Genomic DNA, 15,912 nt, shown 5'->3' with positions numbered 1-15,912 from the left:
ACCCCCGGCTACCTCTTGTCCGGCGTCTGCCCCGGCGGGAGCTGCACGATCTGCTCGCCCGGGAACCCGAACGCCTCGGCGGCCTCGTCCTCGGGGATGATCGGCTTGCCGTTGAGCGCCTTGAGCTCGGCGGGCGTCATCACCGGGGGACGCTCGGAGACGGCGCGCTGGTCGCTGGACAGCCAGACCTGACGAGGCGGGCGCTTGGTGATCGGCTCGAAGATCGTGGCGAGCTCCTGCTGGTTGAGCGTCTCCTTCTCGAGCAGCTCCAGCACCAGGTGGTCGAGGACATCGCGGTACTCCACCAGGATCTCCCAGGCCTCGTCGTGGGCGCGCTCGATCAGGGAACGCACCTCGAGGTCGATGGAGGCGGCGACGTCCTCGGAGTAGTCGCGCTGGTGGCCCATGTCGCGGCCCATGAACACCTCGCCGGACGCCTGCCCCAGCTGGATCGCGCCGAGCCGGGCGCTCATGCCGAACTGCGTGACCATCTTGCGGGCCGTGGCCGACGCCTTCTCGATGTCGTTGCTGGCGCCCGTCGTCGGGTCGTGGAAGACGAGCTCCTCGGCGACGCGCCCACCCATCGCGTAGGACAGGGTGTCCAGCAGCTCGTTGCGGGTGGTCGAGTACTTGTCCTCCGTCGGCATGACCATCGTGTACCCGAGGGCTCGGCCGCGCGGCAGGATCGTCACCTTGGTGACCGGATCCGTGTACCGCAGCGCCGCCGCCACCAGGGCGTGCCCGCCCTCGTGGTACGCGGTGATCTTGATCTCCTTGGGGTTCATCACCCGGGTGCGCTTCTGCGGGCCGGCGATCACGCGGTCGATCGCCTCGTCGAGCGTGTGGTCCGTGATGATCTGCTGGCCCGTGCGAGCCGTGAGCAGCGCAGCCTCGTTGAGCACGTTGGCCAGGTCCGCACCCGTGAAGCCGGGCGTGCGGCGCGCGACGACGTTCAGGTCGACGTGCGGGGCCATCGGCTTGCCCTGCGAGTGCACCTTGAGGATCTGCTCGCGACCCTTCAGGTCGGGTGCGTCCACGGCGACCTGACGGTCGAAGCGGCCCGGGCGCAGCAGTGCGGGGTCGAGGATGTCCGGGCGGTTGGTCGCGGCGATGAGGATGACGTTCGCGTTCGGGTCGAAGCCGTCCATCTCGACGAGCATCTGGTTGAGCGTCTGCTCGCGCTCGTCGTGCCCGCCGCCCATGCCGGCGCCACGGTGCCGACCGACCGCGTCGATCTCGTCGATGAAGATGATGGCCGGGGCGTTCTGCTTGGCCTGGTCGAAGAGGTCGCGGACGCGGCTCGCGCCGACGCCCACGAACATCTCGACGAAGTCGGAGCCCGAGATCGAGTAGAACGGCACCCCGGCCTCGCCGGCGACGGCGCGGGCGAGCAGGGTCTTGCCGGTTCCGGGCTGCCCGTACAGCAGCACACCCTTGGGGATCTTCGCGCCGACCGCCTGGAACTTGGCGGGCTCGGCCAGGAAGTCCTTGATCTCCTCGAGCTCCTCGACGGCCTCGTCGACACCCGCGACGTCCGCGAACGTGACCTGCGGGGACTCCTTGTTGACCAGCTTGGCGCGGGACTTGCCAAAGCTCATGACGCGCGAGCCGCCACCCTGCATCTGCGAGCTGAGGAAGAAGAACAGCCCGACGATGATGATCAGCGGGATCAGGAACGTCAGGACGCTGATCCACCACGGGCTCTGCGGCACGTCCGACGTGTACCCGTCCTTGGGGTTCGCCTTCGCGATCGCGTCGACCACGGTCTCGCCCTGCGGGACCACGTAGTTGAACTGGACGAGCTTGCCGAAGTTCTTGTCACCCTTGGTGAAGTCGTCGGCGAGCGTGAGGTTGACGCGCTGGACGCCCTCGGTGATCTTCGCCTGGTCGACCTTGCCCGACTCGATCAGGGCCATGCCGTCCGAGGTGTCGATGCTGCTGACCTTGGGCTGGTTGAACGAGGTGAAGCCGAAGGCCGCGATGGCCACCGCGACGGCGATCCACACGAGGAGGCTACGAGAAAGACGCTTGACGTTCATGGGTGATCGGGGCCGAGCCCCTCATCCTCCGCTCGCGGGTCTGGTTGCTCGAAGTTACCCGATGAACCTGCGGACGCCCGCCCGTGTTCACCGAGGGCGCACACGCGCAACGGTGCATCCCGGCGCTGCTCAGGCCCCGTAGACGCTCGGGGCCAGCGTTCCGACGAACGGGAGGTTGCGGTACTTCTCGGCGTAGTCGAGGCCGTAGCCGACGACGAACTCGTTCCCGATGTCGAACCCGACGTACCGGACGTCGACCTCGACCTTGGCCGCATCGGGCTTGCGCAGCATCGTCGCGACCTCGACCGTGGCCGGGCCGCGCGAGCGAAGGTTGGACAGCAGCCAGGACAGCGTCAGGCCGGAGTCGATGATGTCCTCGACGATGAGGACGTGCCGGCCGGTCAGGTCGGCGTCGAGGTCCTTGAGGATCCGGACCACGCCCGAGGACTTGGTACCCGAGCCGTAGGAGGACACGGCCATCCAGTCCATCTGCACCGGCGAGTGCAGGCGCCGCGCGAGGTCCGCCATGACCATCACGGCACCCTTCAGAACGCCGACCAGCAGGAGATCGCGTCCCGCGTAGTCGGCGTCGATCTGCCCCGCGATCTCGTCGAGACGGCTCTGCAGCTGCTCTTCCGTGAGGAGGACCCGCTCGAGGTCGTTGCCCATGTCCGCCGGGTCCACCGAGATCGCTCCTCGTCGTTGCAGTACGTCGACCGTGCCTAGGCGCCGGTTTCTGTGGGTCCGAGAGCAAGCCTGCCATACGCCCGGCGAGCGGCGACCCCGCCGGGGAGGGCGACCGGACCCTGCCCGCGCCAGTCCACGACCAGCGCGTCGACGGCCAGGACGTGCGCCCGGCTCAGCGCACCGGCCGGGCTCCCCGCAGCGATCATGGCGGTGCGCAGGGCTCGCCGGCGAACCGCGTCCGGGGCGTTGCGCAGGTGCTCGACGTCCAGCCAGCGCGCGTCCACCCCAGGTTCAGCCTCAGGTTCACCCGCTGCTCCGGCCAGGAGCTCGGCCGCCAGCCCGTCCAGTGCGTCCGCGTCGTCGCGCAGCTGCGCCGCGGTGCGGGCGAGCGCCTGCGCCACCCCGGGACCGAGGACGCGTTCGAGGGTCGGCAGCACCTCGGAGCGCACCCGGCTGCGCAGGGGGGCGTCCGGGTGCGAGCCGTCGTTCGTCGGATCCTGCCAAGGCGTCAGTCCCTGGGCCGCGCAGGCCGCCTCGGTGTCGGCCCGGCGCAGTCCGAGCAGGGGGCGTCGGAACCGGCCGCGGGTCGCCGGCATCCCCGCCAGCGCCCGCGCGCCGGAACCGCGTGCGAGGCCGAGCAGGACCGTCTCGGCCTGGTCGTCGAGGGTGTGCCCGAGCAGGATCGCGGTGGCGTCGGTCGCCTCGAGCGCCGCGTAGCGGGCCGCGCGGGCTGCCGCCTCCGGTCCGCCTGGGCCGGTCGCGACGACGCGCACCACCTCGACCGGATCGAGGCCGAGGCGTCCGCACGCGTCCGCGGCCGTCCTTGCGATCGCGGCCGAGCCGTCCTGCAGTCCGTGGTCGACGATCACCGCCCCGACCCGCCAGCCCGCCCGCGTCCCCACGAACGCCGCACCCGCCGCGAGCGCGAGCGAGTCCGCTCCCCCGGAGCACGCGACGAGCACCTGCTCCCCCGGCTCGACGTCGCCGAGGTGCGTGGCGACCGCGGATCGCACCGCCGCGACCGCCGGCGCCGGACCAGTCACGTCGCCACCGGTTACCCGTGCACCCGGCGCACCCACGCCCGCGGGTCCGCGATCTCGCGGGGCAGCGGCAGGTTCTCCGCCGTCGCGAAGACCGCGTTGAACCCGGAGGTGCCGACGGAGCTGCGCACCTCCCGCACGAACTTCGCGCCGTCGCGGTACTGGGCGAGCTTCGCGTCGAGTCCCAGCAACCGGCGCAGCACCTGGTCGAGACCCCTGCCCTTGGACGCCTGGTCGCGGCGGGCCTCGAACGCCTTGCGGATGGACCTGACAGTCGGGACGACGGACGGACCGACCTCGTCCATCGTCACGTCGGCGTGCCCTTCCAGGACCGCCATGACCGCGCCGACCTCCTCGAAGACCGTCCGCTGCTCGGGCGAGAGCGCCTCGAGGATCCCGCCGCCGCCGTCGCTCAGCGCCCGCGTCACCGAGCCAAGCAGGTCGGACCTGGCACCCTCACCTGTGAGGTCGCCCAGCAGCTCTGCGGCCCGGGACCGCACGTGCTCCGCGAGCCAGGGCGCCGCCGCGAACTGCATCGCGTGGGTCTGTTCGTGCAGCGCCACCCAGAGCCGGAAGTCCGAGGAGTCGACCTTGAGCTTGCGCTCGTGGTGCAGGACGTTCGGCGCGACGAGGAGCAGGCGGCCGTGGAACGTGTCCTGGGGCGTGAAGGGGTCGAACTGGCCGAGCACCTTGGTGGACAGCAGCGCGAGCACCCCACCGACCTGGACCGCGCCCGCGGCGCGCGCGGCCTGGCCTGCCGGCACGTCGACGCCGCCCGTCATGACGCCGAACATCTCCGCGTTCGCCTGCGCCCACCGGGGCCGGTCGACCACCAGCACGTTCGACACGTCCTTCGGGTCCGTGCCGTCCTGAGCCTCGAGCTGCGTGATCGTCGCGACATGCCCGGCCGCCCGGCCCGCCGCGTCGCGCAGCTCGTCGACGAGGCTCTCCAGCTGTCCGCGCTCGGCCGTCGGGCCCGGCTTCGCCAGCCGACCCGCGATCCTCGCGGCGCGTTGCCAGTCGACGAGACCGGCTCTCAGATCGTTCGGGGAGGGCTCCACACCGTCACGTTAGCCGCCGCTCTCGCGGGCGCATCTCGCGTTCAGCCGTCGGCGCAACGGGTTCGTCAGCGACAGCCGCACGCCGCGAGCGTGCCGACGAACTCGTCGATCGCCGCGCGCGGGCCCCACTGCCCGCCGTCGGGCGTGGCGTCGGCGAGGACCGCGAAGACGAGCTGCCGCGAGTCGGCATCGAGGACGGTTCCCGACAACGCCGTGACGTGCGGAAGGCTCCCGGTCTTGGCGCGCACGAGGCCCCGGGCCTGCGACTGCGAGTAGCGGTCGGACAGGGTGCCGGTCAGACCGCCGATCGGCATGCCCGTCGCGACGTCGCGCAGGTTCGGGTGCTCGGGGTCCGTGGACAGGCGGACCAGGCCGGTGAGCAGGCTGGGCGGCAGGACCGAGCCCGCGCCGAGGCCCGACGCGTCGACCAGGTGCGCACCCGCCGTGTCGACGCCCGCGACGTCGACCACGTGCAGCACCGCCGCGGCAGCGCCCTCGAAGGTCGCCGGGAGGCCCTCGTCGATCGCCACGAGCCGGGAGACGACCTCGGTGATCGTGTTGTCGGAGGTGTCGAGGAAGTGGTGCACGATCCTGTCGAGGGTCGCCGACTCCACGCGCCCGATCTCGTGGCCCTTCGACGGCTTGTCTGCGCGGAACGGCTCGCCGCTGACGGTGATGCCCTTCTCGGCGAGCCGGGCCTTGAACATCTTCGCCGCGGCGATCGACGGGTCCGAGTAGCGCGGCGGGTACTCGCCCGGCTTGATCTTGGCCGTGTCGACGGCCAGCGCGGTGACCGGCGCGACGAACCCCGCGGCGATGTCGCCCGTCGCCCACGTCGGGTTCAGCGCCGGGCCGGAGAACAGGCTGTCGTCGACACCGAGCTCGACCGTCGTCCTGCCCTCCAGCTGCAGCGCCTTGGCGGCCTGTGCGGCGAGGTCCGCCAGGCCCGCATGCCCCTCCGTCGCGGACGGGTCGCCGGCGCCCGCGGCGAGCATCATGTCGCCGCCACCGACCAGGACGATCCGCTTGCCGTCGCCCTGCACGACCGTCGTCGGCAGGGTGGTGTCCGGGCTGAGCGTGCTCAGCGACGCGATCGCCGTCACCAGCTTGGCCGTCGAGGCAGGCGTGCGGCCCGCGTCGGGAAGATGACCTGCGAGCGTGTCCCCGGTGAGCTGGTCCTGCACCAGCACCCCGACGCTGGCCCCCATCCGCGGGTCCGCGACGAGCCCGTCGACGAGCGCCTGCAGCTGCGCGTCGCCCGGCACGGGAACCTGCGGGTCGAGGTCGGTCAGGGCGGGCGTCAGGGCCGCCGGCTCGACCGCTCCGGGAGCCGTGGGGAAGGGTTCCGGCTGGGCGGCCGCCGGGGCGAGCGTGACCAGCCCGGGGACCATGTCGTAGGCGTCGCCGGTGACGTAGGCGGCCGCGGCGAGGACCACCACGAGCAGGCTGGTGCCCACGACCCGTCCCGCTGTGGTCATGATCACCCCTTCCCGTTCTGTCTCCACTCGTTACCGGCCGTTCGGTGCGTCAGACTACTGTCCGAGACGAAGGCGCCCCTGACACCCGGCGCGCCGCACGACGAGTGTCGCTGCGACTGCCGGTTCCCGGAATCCCCGGGCGCGGACGCGGGGCGGAGGAGAGCTGTGGAGTTCGACGTCACGATCGAGATTCCGAAGGGCCAGCGCAACAAGTACGAGGTGGACCACGCGACGGGGCGTATCCGGCTCGACAGGATGCTGTTCACCTCGACCCGCTATCCCGACGACTACGGCTTCATCGAGGGCACCCTCGGCGAGGACGGTGACCCGTTGGACGCTCTGGTGCTGCTCGAGGAGCCCACGTTCCCCGGCTGCCTGATCCGCTGCCGCGCCCTGGGCATGTTCCGGATGCGCGACGAGGCCGGCGGCGACGACAAGGTCCTGTGCGTCCCCACCGGTGACCAGCGCGCTGCCTGGCGCCAGGACATCGACGACGTCTCCGACTTCCACCGCCTCGAGATCCAGCACTTCTTCGAGGTGTACAAGGACCTGGAGCCCGGTAAGTCCGTCGAGGGCGCCCACTGGGTCGGTCGTGCGGAGGCGGAGGCCGAGATCGAGCTCAGCCGCCAGCGCGCCATCGACACGAACTACTACAGCCACTGAGCTGTCTGTGCGCTGATCTCACGGCACCGTCCGCACTCGTGGGGGGTATTGGCCCCCCGAGTGCGGACGTTGCTGCTTCTCGGGGGCAGGACTGCCTCACGGTGCCGGTGTAGCGACCAGCGAGGTGCGCACCTGGCTGCGTCCGCACTCCGTGGGGGTATGGGCCTCCGGAGTGCGGACGTTGCCGTTTCGCAGGGCTTGCGTCCGCACTCGTGGGGGGTATGGGCCTCCGGAGTGCGGACGTGGTGAGCCGTCCACAGGGTCGCGGTTTCCACAGGCTCCGTGGAGCGTCGTCACGGCGGCTTTGCGACGGGCAGCGTTGCGTCATGACGAACGAGAGCCAGCGTCGAGCACGCCGCGAGCTCGCGCGGTCGCACGCTCGTGGGCAGGCGGGGCTCCTCACAAGGTCACAGGTCAGGGCGCTCGGGATCACCGCCGATCAGGTGCGAGCCGAGATCCGGGGCGAACGATGGCGGGTGCTGGGCCGGCAGACGCTCGTGGTCGCACCACCGGTGGCCGGCGTCCGGCTCGACTGGTGGCTCGCTGTCCTCGAGTGCGCACCCCGGTCGATCGTCGGCACCGTGCCGCGCGCTGCACTCGGCGGGGTCACGGCTTTGATCGCCTGCGGCCTCCACGGGATCGCCGACGACGGCGACATCCACATCGCCGCCCCGAAGTCGTCGCACCCTGTGCCTGCACCGATCGGTGTGCGCGTCCACGAGACGAGGCGCTGGCGCGACGACGACGTCACCACAGAGGGCATCGTCCGCATGACGGCCGAGGCGGCAACCGTCCAAGCCGCCCTGTGGGCGAGGACCGATCGCGAGGCCGCTCTGCTGCTGGTGAGCCCGATCCAGCAACGTCTGACCTCCGTGTCCGCGGTGGCCGGCGCACTCGACCTCGTGCGCCGCGACAGGCGTCGGACGCTGCTGCGCGGCCTGCTCCACGAGATCGACTCCGGGGTCGCGAGCCTCAACGAGCTCGACTTCGCGGCGCACTGCCGACGCCGAGGGTTGCCCGAGCCCGATCGCCAGGTGGTGGTGGACGCCGGGGGCCGCGCCTATCTCGACGTGCGGTGGAGCCGCTGGAGAGTGACCGTCGAGATCGACGGGATCGGCCACCTGCAGCTCGACCGGTGGGTCGAGGACAGCCTGCGCCACAACGAGATCGCCTTGCTCGGTGACGTGGTGCTCCGGATCCCGAGCCTCGGCCTGCGGCTCGACCCGAGCAAGCACCTGGATGCGGTGGAGCGAGCGCTACGCCAAGCCGGCTGGCGGCCATGACGCAGCGCTCCTCCCCGCGGACGTCCGCACTCCTCGGCGCAATAGCCCTCACGAGGGCGGACGTTGCGGAGTGGCTGTAGGCGACGTCCGCACTCCTCGGGGGTATTGGCCCCACGAGTGCGGACGTTGGGTGGTGGGGGCTACGGGCGGCCGGCGAAGGGCATCGTCGAGCCCCAGCGCATCTTGGTCAGCCGGAGCGGGCTCAGAGGCTGCGGTGCCTCCATGATCATCCCGTTCCCGGCCCACATGGCCACGTGGTAGACCGCGCCGGGGTTGTGCGGATCGGTCGACCAGAAGACGAGGTCACCCGGGCGCAGGTCGTTGTAGCTGATCTTCAGCACCTGCCTGTACTGGTCGCGTGACGTCCGAGCGAGGTTGACGCCCCCGGCCGCGCGCCAGGCGCTCATGGTCAGGCCGGAGCAGTCGTAGGCGTTCGGGCCGGTCGCCGCCCAGAGGTACGGCAAGCCGATCTTGGTCTCCGCCCACGCGAGCGCCGCCGCGCCACCGGCTGCGGACCCACGCGACGTTCCCGTCCCGAGGCCGTAGGGCGTCGCCGGGGGCGTGACCACCGGAGGAGCGGGCGCCGGCGGGGTCGTCGCAGGTGGCGTCGTCGCGGGCGGGGTGTTCGCAGGCGGGGTGTTCGCAGGCGGGGTGTTCGCGGGCGGGGTGTTCGCAGGCGGGGTGTTCGCAGGCGGGGTGTTCGCCGGCGGGGTGTTCGCCGGCGGCGTCGTGGGTGGTGGGGTCTGTACGGGCGGGGTCGTCACCGCGGGCGTCGTGGAGCCGCCGTGCACGACCGGGGGGGCTACGGCGACGGGCGCCGGCTTGAGCGCGGCCGCGCGTGCTGCGGCGTCCTCGCGGTCACGGCGCTGCTGGTCGACGAAGTCCTGACGCGCGCGCTCGACGTCGGCGCTCGTCTGGCGGGCAGCGGCGAGCTGGATGATCAGGGTGTCGCGCTCAGCGGCGGCGTCCGACTCGGCCTGGACCGCGTCCGCCTGGGCCTGCTCGGCACTCTTCAGGGCGTCGGCGGATGCCGCCTTGGCCGCGGCCGCGTCGTCGGCGGCCGCCGTGGCTCGCTTGGCCAGCATCGTCGAGACGAGCTGTGAGGCCCTGTACTGCTGCACGGCCTCGTCGGTCTTGCCGCTGATCCGGTCGAGTGCGGAGCTGCGGCTGGCCACGTCCTGGAAGCCGTCGGCGGACAGCAGCGCCTGGAACATGTCGGTCGAGCCACCGGACCGCGCGATCTCCCGCGCGATCGCGACGAGCTGTCGCCGCGCGGTCTCGGCGACAGCGGCGGCGTCGGCCGACGCGGCCGCGGCGTCGGTTGACGCCTGCGCCGCGACGTCTGCGTCGGACAGGGCCTGGGTGTACGCCTCACCGGCCTGCTGGACCTTGAGATTCGCCCCGTCGGTCGTCGCGCTCAGCTGGGCGAGGCGGACCTCCATCCCGGCGACGGATCGGGACGCGGCGGCGACCGCTCCCTGCGCGTCCTGCACGTCCTGCGCGGACGGCGGCGTGGGCTGCGGAGGCGCGGCGACGACGTCCGACGCTGCACCGACGAGCAGGGTCCCGACGAGCGCGACCGTCGCGACCACCGACGGAAGTCGGTAGCGGGCTGCGGCGCGCGGGCTCACGGTCCTCCAGGTGGACGCCGGGCGAGCCGTCGTCGGTATGCGTCTCGTGGGTGCGACCGGACGGTCGCCCCCTCGGGGACGCTACCCGCGGAAACCTCAGAAGTGAACACCTGTCACACGAGTCCCATGAGTCACACAGGTGTGCTTAGGGACGAACCGGACACCTGCACGGCCGGATCACCCGATTGCCGGTCGATCCGGCCGTCGGCCGTTGACTTGTGGGCCGTCGGGCTCGTGAGCAGGTCGAGTCAGGACGCTCACTCGACCACACGTCCTGGGCAGTACGACGAGGCCCGATCAGGAGCTGACGAGCGTCACCGTCAGCGTGGAGGTGTACGCGCCACCAGCGGTCGACGCGGGTCCGGCGAGCTGGAGCACGCCGCCGAGCGTGGTGACACCGCGACCCGGCACGAGCGACTCGGCCAGGAGCCGGCTCGTCCCCAGGCCGGCGCTCCTGGACGCCGCGTACCTGGACTCCACAGCCGGCCCGGCCTGCACGGACAGCGGGCTGCCAGGCTCCAGGGCACTCGACGGGCGCGCCGGCTGCCACCCCAGGTACTCGGTGCCGGTGGGGCCGGTGGGACCGGCGAAGTCGCCCCCTGCGCGTGCGGCGGGGCCTCGGCGCCCGCCGGCGTCCAGCGGTGCGAGCACTGCCAGGACCGCGACTGCTCGACGAACGCTCACCCGAACCGCCCCTCGACGTACGCCGCCGTCCGCTCGTCCTGGGGGGACTGGAACATCGCGGACGTGTCACCGTGCTCGACGATCACGCCGGGCGTCCCCTGCGACGCGAGGAAGAACGCGCACTGTTGTGACACGCGCGCCGCCTGCTGCATGTTGTGCGTGACGATCACGATGGTCACCTCCTGCGCGAGCTCGAGCATGGTCTCCTCGATGACCCGGGTGGAGGTCGGGTCGAGGGCGGAGCACGGCTCGTCCATGAGCAGCACCCGGGGACGGACGGCGAGCGAGCGGGCGATGCACAGCCGCTGCTGCTGACCGCCGGACAGTCCTCCGCCCGGAGCGGAGAGCCGGTTGGCGACCTCCGCCCACAGCCCCGCCCGGCGCAGGGACGACTCGACCAGCGCATCCTTGTCCGAGTTCGAGGCCTTCATGCCCGTCAGCCGCAGACCGGCGAGCACGTTCTCGCGGATGCTCATGGCCGGGAAGGGGTTCGGCTTCTGGAACACCATCCCGATGTGTCGGCGCGCATCGGTCAGTCGGCGCTTCGGGTCGTACACGTCGGCGCCGTCGAGCAGGACCTGACCGGCCATGGCAGCCGACGGGACGAGCTCGTGCATGCGGTTGAGGATCCGCAGGAAGGTCGACTTGCCACAGCCGGAGGGCCCGATCAGCGACGTGATGATCCCCGCGGGCATGTTGAGCGAGACGCGGTCGAGCACCATGTGCGTGCCGAACCACGCCGAGATGCCCTCGGCGCGCAGGTTGGCGAGATCCCGCGGCGCGTAGGACTGCGGCAACGGCGTCCGGCGCGGCTCGTCGGTCTGGACGGCGGTGCGGGAAGGCGGCATCGCGGGGACGTCGTCGACACTCGGAACTGGTGGGACCGGCGGCACGAGCACCGTGAGCCGTTCGGGGCGGGCGAGGGGCGACGCGAGGGTCGGATCGTTCACGGCCGCACCCCCGCCGCCTGGCGCCGCACGAGCGGCCGGAGAGCCAGACCACCGGCGACGACGGCCGCGCCGGCGCCCAGGACGACGAGCGCCCACTGCGCCGGGGACAGGCCATGGCGCGCTCGCCAGACCTGGTCGGCGGCGACGGCCTGCGCCGTCGGGGTCGGGCCCGCGACCGGCGCGCCGTCCCCGCCGGCGGCTGGTGGGGGTTGCGTGAGGGCGTCGTGCGAGCCGGTGACCGCGGTCTCCTGACCGGGCACGTGCGCCGCCGTTGCCGGTGGCGCGACAGGGGCCGCCGGTGGGACGGTGGCCGGCGGGACGCTGAGGGTGAGGCTGCCGGCCTCGACGACCGGATCCGGCGGAGCGGCCGCGACGCCGGCGCCGACGAGCAGGAGCAGGGCGACAACGCCGACGGCCTGGTGGCGCACGCCCGCGCCAGCCGCCGCGTCGCCGGGGCCGACGAGGGCCCCCGGGGTCCCCGACCGTCCCGCCTCCGCGACCATCTCGTGCCAGAGAGCCTCGCCCTCGCGGCGACGCGCGCGCCTCCGTCGGAGCACGACGACGACGGCGACGGCGGCCAGCGCGAGCACGAGGAGCAACGCCCACGGCGGCGCGAAGAACAGGGTGTGGCCCGTGCTGGACACGAGCGGAATCTCGGTGTCGGGGCCCGGCGCCGCGCTCATCGCGACGTCGGCGGTCGCCGTCATCGCCACGAACGGCAGGATGGAGTCGAGCTGCGACTCGACGACGAACGACTCCCCCGGCAGCACCTCCTGGGTGTTGCCGGGAGCCACGTCGACACGGCCCAGGCCGAACGGTCCGCTCACGCGCAGCCGCGGCTTGCCCACGACCTTGACGTTGCCGGTGTTGACCAGGGTGTAGCGGACCGTGGCCCGACCCGGCGCGAACGGCTTGACCGTGCCGGAGTACGACGCCGTGACCGAGCGGACCTCGAGAGCCGGAGCGAGCTCACCCGTCACCCGGACGGCGAGGCGGAGCGCGACCCGCGAGTCGACGACGACTCCGCCCGTGCTCGGCGCGGCCTGCGAGACCACGATGCCGCCCGCGTGGTCGCCCGGCGAGGCACCGGCGGGGACGGCGACGTCGAAACCGACCACGGCCGACGCCAACGGCGGGATGGTCACCGTCGGCGCGGCGAACGTGATCCACGCGCCCACGTCCTGAGGCGTCGTCGCACCGGGTTGCAGGTCGTAGCCGCCGTCGGCCGTGTTGAACGCATCGGCGCCGTAGACCCGGAACGTCTGCTCGACCGTGGAGGCGTTGGCGACGAGCACCTGGTCGTGCACGCCGGCGCCGGGATCGAGCTGCAGCTCGACCCGCGAGCGTGCGTCGAGCTTGCCGTCGGCCGTCGCCGGGCTGACCGACCAGGCGACGGTCGCGTCGTCGGCGACGGCGGCACCGGCCGTGAGGCCCACGGCGGCCGCAACGACCAGCACCGCGGTCAGGAGGGCTGCGGTCTTTCGCATGTGTGTACTTCCTGCTGGTGGATCAGGTCGGGCCACGGATGCCGGGTGCGCCTCCGCACCCGGCATCTCGTGGATCAGTTCCCGACGAGGGTCACGGTGATCGTCGAGGTGTAGCTGCCCTCGGCGGTGCTGGGCGGGATGGCGAGGTTGAGCGCCGCCCCCAGCGTCGTCGCGCCGCGTCCGCTCGCGGTCGTCTCCGCCAAGGTCTTGCTGGCGCCCAGCCCCGTGCTCACCGGGTCGTCCAGGAACGACGCGGCCTCCACCCCGGCCTGCACGAGGAGCGGAGCGGCACCGTCCTTGGCCATCACCGGTGTGGCGGGCTTCCAGCCGAGGTACTTCGCCCCGACCGTCCCCTTGGTCCCGGTGAAGTCCCCTGCCTGGACGCTGACGCGCCAGCCCGTCAGGAGGTCGTCGCGACGCGTGTCCGTGACGACGATCTGCGGCAGGGCTCCGGACGCGGTGATCCGGGTGTTGCCGGCGTCACGGACGCCGGCCAGGGCGACGGGTGCGCTCGGGACGCTCAGCGTCAGGGCGCCCGGCTCGGCCGGTGCGCCGGGGACGGTCAGCGTCACGGTCAGCGAGCCACCGGCAAGGCCGAGAGCGACGCTCTGGGTCACCGTCGACGCCACGTAGGCCGCCGGGTCGGTCGGGGTGAAGCTGGCCGTGTACGTGTGGTTACCGGTCGCCGGCGCGGTCACCGTGTGCGACGCGGTCCCGCCTGAGACGGGTGCACTGCCGAGGACCGTCGCACCCTCCTTGAAGGTCACCGTTCCGGCCGCGGCAGCCGGTGCGACCGTCGCGGTGAGGACCAGGTCGACCCCCGACGGCGTCGCGGCGAGCGTCGTGGTCGTCGCCACGGCGACCGGGCCGGTGCCCCCAGCGATCACCTTGGAGTGGATGGTCCAGGCGAGGGTGGTCAGGCTGTTCCCGGAGATGTCCACCATCGTGCGGAAGTTGCCGACGACGGCCGGACCGTTCTGGCACACCGAGAGGAACGGGTAGTGGTTGGTGCCCGGGTGGGCGACCTGGTAGGCGATGACCTCGGACTTGTTCAGGCGGTCCGCCTGCGAGGTCGCCGTCGTGTAGAACCGGCCGTCCGCGTCCTTCAGCGTGGCGTTGCCACCCATCTGGACCTGGGTCCACTCGATCTCCGGCACACCGGCGGCACCCGGGACCCGGATGTACTGCGCCATCGAGGTGGTGCCTGCCGGGCACGGGTTCTCCGTGGTCAGCGTGATCCACGGGCGGTTCGTCGCGTCCGAGCCCGAGAAGATCTGGGTGGCCGGCGTCTGGCTGGCCAGCGGACCCGCCGTGTTGAACCACAGCACGTCACCCGGAAGATCCGGAGACTCGTCGACGGCCGACGCCGGCCCTGCCAGCGCCACGGCGGCCGCCGCGACGAGCGTCCCGGCCACCACAGCGGCAATGGTCTTCCTGATACCCATCGCAATGTCCTCCTGGACGCAGCTCGTCTCGACCCGCTCGGGTCACCGTGAGACTTCCGGGGCGAGGTGAACGCGAGCACTCGGACGCATGTCCGGGGGACGACGCCAAGGTCCCCGCTCAGGCGCCGGGGACGCCCGACTGCACGAGCGTCTGCTCGGCCGCACCGCCGGACGGCGAGTCGACCGCTCGCCGACGTCTCCGCCGGACCGTTCGCCAGACGACCACGGCGACGAGGAGGACGAGGACCGCCACGAGCAGCCACGGGACCGCCCAGAGCCCGACGGTGGCCGACACGGTGCCCACGCCCGGGTCGACGCCGTCCGCGGCCGACGGGGCCAGGCCCGTCGCGAGCACCGTCGTGGAGAGCCGCACCAGAGGCCAGACGTCGGGCACCGTCACCTTCTGCACGACCGTCGACCCGGGCAGCAGCTCGTCGATGCGCGGACCTGCGACCGTGCGCTCCAGCAGCCCGAACGGACCCGCCACCCGCACGCGCGGCGTGACGGCCATGCGGACGTTCCCGGTGTTGGCCACCGTGTACGACGTCGCGACGGCACCTGCGCCGACGAGCGAGCCGCGCTCGTAGGTGGACGTGAGGTGGGTGATCACCAGGCCGGGCGCAAGGTCACCGTCGACGGTGATGTAGAGGCGCGCCGCGACGCGCTGGTCGAGGTTGACGGTGGGCACGTCCGCCGTCGCCCGGCCCTTGACGGTGATCGCGGCGACGACAGCCGCGACGTGGTCACCCGGCTGGGCGTTGGTCGGGACGGTCACCGTGAACGGCACGACGGTGAACCCCACCCCGGCGGCCTGGCTCTGCGCCGGCACGTCGACGTGCGAGGTGTCCACCTTCACCCACGCGCCCGACCCGGTCGGTGCGGTGTCGCGACCCGGGACGACGAGGCCGCCTCGTGGTCCGGTCTTGACGTCGCCCGCGAACACGTCGAGCGGGATCGGTGCGTCGTCGAGGTTGATGATCGCCACGTTGTCGTGGAAGACACTGCCGGGGGCGACCGTGTACCGCAGGAACGGCCGGTCGTCCGGTCGCTCGCTCCCCGACGGCGAGATGCCGAACGTGATCAGGTCGGGGGCGGCGCTGGCGCTCGGAGTGGGCTGCGGCGCCTCGTCGGCCGAGACGGCCGAGACAGCCGAGACAGCCGACGCGGCCGAGACGGCCGACGCGGCCGAGACGGCCGGGACGGCGGCGTGCTGAGCTGCGCTCGCCGGCGTGGCGAGCGTGGTGGCGATGCCGAGGGCGACAAGCACACCGACGACGTTGCGGGCCGGACGGAACATCTGCGGCACTCCGGGGTTAGGTCGAACAAGTGACGAGCGGATGAGACTGTCCAACCCCTGCCCGCCTGGGACAACGCCTGCCGCATGAACTGTCGATGAAGCGCTGCGCCACGGGGACGGGCGGGAACGGGCGGGGTGCCGTCGGCACCCCGCCCGTCCTGTTCAGC

General features: G+C 72.3%; 13 protein-coding genes. 2 read left to right on the top strand and 11 right to left on the bottom strand.

Annotated elements, in window-relative coordinates; translation table 11 throughout:
- Window positions 1-8 precede the first annotated feature (8 nt).
- The 5 genes from ftsH to I847_RS0116945 form a co-directional block, all read right to left on the bottom strand.
- Window positions 9-2,039 (bottom strand): ATP-dependent zinc metalloprotease FtsH, encoded by a 2,031-nt coding sequence (gene ftsH / locus I847_RS0116965; protein ID WP_028050634.1) that lies wholly within the window; start codon window positions 2,037-2,039, stop codon window positions 9-11.
- A gap of 129 nt (window positions 2,040-2,168) precedes the next feature.
- On the bottom strand, window positions 2,169-2,723 hold the full coding sequence (gene hpt, locus I847_RS0116960) for a hypoxanthine phosphoribosyltransferase (protein ID WP_028050633.1): 555 nt from the start codon (window positions 2,721-2,723) through the stop codon (window positions 2,169-2,171).
- 38 nt (window positions 2,724-2,761) lie between these two features.
- Window positions 2,762-3,769, bottom strand: coding sequence for a tRNA lysidine(34) synthetase TilS (tilS, locus tag I847_RS0116955; protein WP_028050632.1), 1,008 nt, complete (start codon window positions 3,767-3,769; stop codon window positions 2,762-2,764).
- A gap of 11 nt (window positions 3,770-3,780) precedes the next feature.
- Window positions 3,781-4,827, bottom strand: coding sequence for a zinc-dependent metalloprotease (locus I847_RS0116950; RefSeq protein ID WP_028050631.1), 1,047 nt, complete (start codon window positions 4,825-4,827; stop codon window positions 3,781-3,783).
- Window positions 4,828-4,892: 65 nt separating this feature from the next.
- Complete coding sequence (locus I847_RS0116945) at window positions 4,893-6,305, bottom strand: D-alanyl-D-alanine carboxypeptidase/D-alanyl-D-alanine-endopeptidase (protein WP_028050630.1); 1,413 nt, start codon at window positions 6,303-6,305, stop codon at window positions 4,893-4,895.
- Window positions 6,306-6,470: 165 nt separating this feature from the next.
- Here I847_RS0116945 and I847_RS0116940 point away from each other — a divergent pair, with 165 nt between their 5' ends.
- Window positions 6,471-6,968 carry an inorganic diphosphatase gene (locus tag I847_RS0116940; RefSeq protein ID WP_028050629.1) on the top strand — a complete coding sequence of 166 codons (498 nt, stop codon included), beginning with the start codon at window positions 6,471-6,473 and terminating at the stop codon, window positions 6,966-6,968.
- A 326-nt stretch (window positions 6,969-7,294) separates the two neighbouring features.
- Window positions 7,295-8,251, top strand: a complete 957-nt coding sequence (locus tag I847_RS24505; RefSeq protein ID WP_034610794.1) for a hypothetical protein — start codon at window positions 7,295-7,297, stop codon at window positions 8,249-8,251.
- Window positions 8,252-8,391: 140 nt separating this feature from the next.
- On the opposite strand, the gene I847_RS25920 is transcribed toward I847_RS24505, so the two are convergent.
- The 6 genes from I847_RS25920 to I847_RS24485 all read right to left on the bottom strand — a co-directional run bounded on the left by I847_RS25920 (window position 8,392) and on the right by I847_RS24485 (window position 15,745).
- Window positions 8,392-9,882: an NlpC/P60 family protein gene (locus I847_RS25920; protein WP_051275020.1), complete on the bottom strand. Its 1,491-nt coding sequence runs from the start codon at window positions 9,880-9,882 to the stop codon at window positions 8,392-8,394.
- A 297-nt stretch (window positions 9,883-10,179) separates the two neighbouring features.
- Window positions 10,180-10,566, bottom strand: coding sequence for a hypothetical protein (locus I847_RS0116925; RefSeq protein ID WP_155856205.1), 387 nt, complete (start codon window positions 10,564-10,566; stop codon window positions 10,180-10,182).
- The gene (locus I847_RS0116920; protein WP_231384297.1) at window positions 10,563-11,288 is read right to left on the bottom strand and encodes a phosphate ABC transporter ATP-binding protein; all 726 of its coding nucleotides are present in this window, start codon (window positions 11,286-11,288) and stop codon (window positions 10,563-10,565) included. The genes I847_RS0116925 and I847_RS0116920 overlap by 4 nt, the downstream gene beginning before the upstream one ends.
- A gap of 224 nt (window positions 11,289-11,512) precedes the next feature.
- Complete coding sequence (locus tag I847_RS25915; RefSeq protein ID WP_051275019.1) at window positions 11,513-13,003, bottom strand: DUF916 domain-containing protein; 1,491 nt, start codon at window positions 13,001-13,003, stop codon at window positions 11,513-11,515.
- A 74-nt stretch (window positions 13,004-13,077) separates the two neighbouring features.
- On the bottom strand, window positions 13,078-14,448 hold the full coding sequence (locus I847_RS25910; protein WP_081681075.1) for an Ig-like domain repeat protein: 1,371 nt from the start codon (window positions 14,446-14,448) through the stop codon (window positions 13,078-13,080).
- A gap of 118 nt (window positions 14,449-14,566) precedes the next feature.
- Window positions 14,567-15,745 (bottom strand): hypothetical protein, encoded by a 1,179-nt coding sequence (locus I847_RS24485; RefSeq protein WP_051275018.1) that lies wholly within the window; start codon window positions 15,743-15,745, stop codon window positions 14,567-14,569.
- Between the last annotated feature and the right edge of the window lie 167 nt (window positions 15,746-15,912).

It is taken from the genome of Cellulomonas sp. URHD0024, from assembly GCF_000426185.1.
Lineage (GTDB): Bacteria > Actinomycetota > Actinomycetes > Actinomycetales > Cellulomonadaceae > Cellulomonas.
Note: the sequence above shows the minus strand (reverse complement) of the source record. Positions and strands in the feature narration are given on the sequence as shown.

What these genes read in the sequence shown, in the direction of transcription:
- I847_RS24485 (WP_051275018.1), bottom strand. Translation starts at nt 15,745, where the DNA reads ATGTTCCGTCCGGCCCGCAACGTCGTCGGTGTGCTTGTCGCCCTCGGC.
- ftsH (WP_028050634.1), bottom strand. Translation starts at nt 2,039, where the DNA reads ATGAACGTCAAGCGTCTTTCTCGTAGCCTCCTCGTGTGGATCGCCGTC.
- I847_RS0116920 (WP_231384297.1), bottom strand. Translation starts at nt 11,288, where the DNA reads ATGGTGCTCGACCGCGTCTCGCTCAACATGCCCGCGGGGATCATCACG.
- I847_RS0116945 (WP_028050630.1), bottom strand. Translation starts at nt 6,305, where the DNA reads ATGACCACAGCGGGACGGGTCGTGGGCACCAGCCTGCTCGTGGTGGTC.
- I847_RS25915 (WP_051275019.1), bottom strand. Translation starts at nt 13,003, where the DNA reads ATGCGAAAGACCGCAGCCCTCCTGACCGCGGTGCTGGTCGTTGCGGCC.
- I847_RS24505 (WP_034610794.1), top strand. Translation starts at nt 7,295, where the DNA reads ATGACGAACGAGAGCCAGCGTCGAGCACGCCGCGAGCTCGCGCGGTCG.
- I847_RS25910 (WP_081681075.1), bottom strand. Translation starts at nt 14,448, where the DNA reads ATGGGTATCAGGAAGACCATTGCCGCTGTGGTGGCCGGGACGCTCGTC.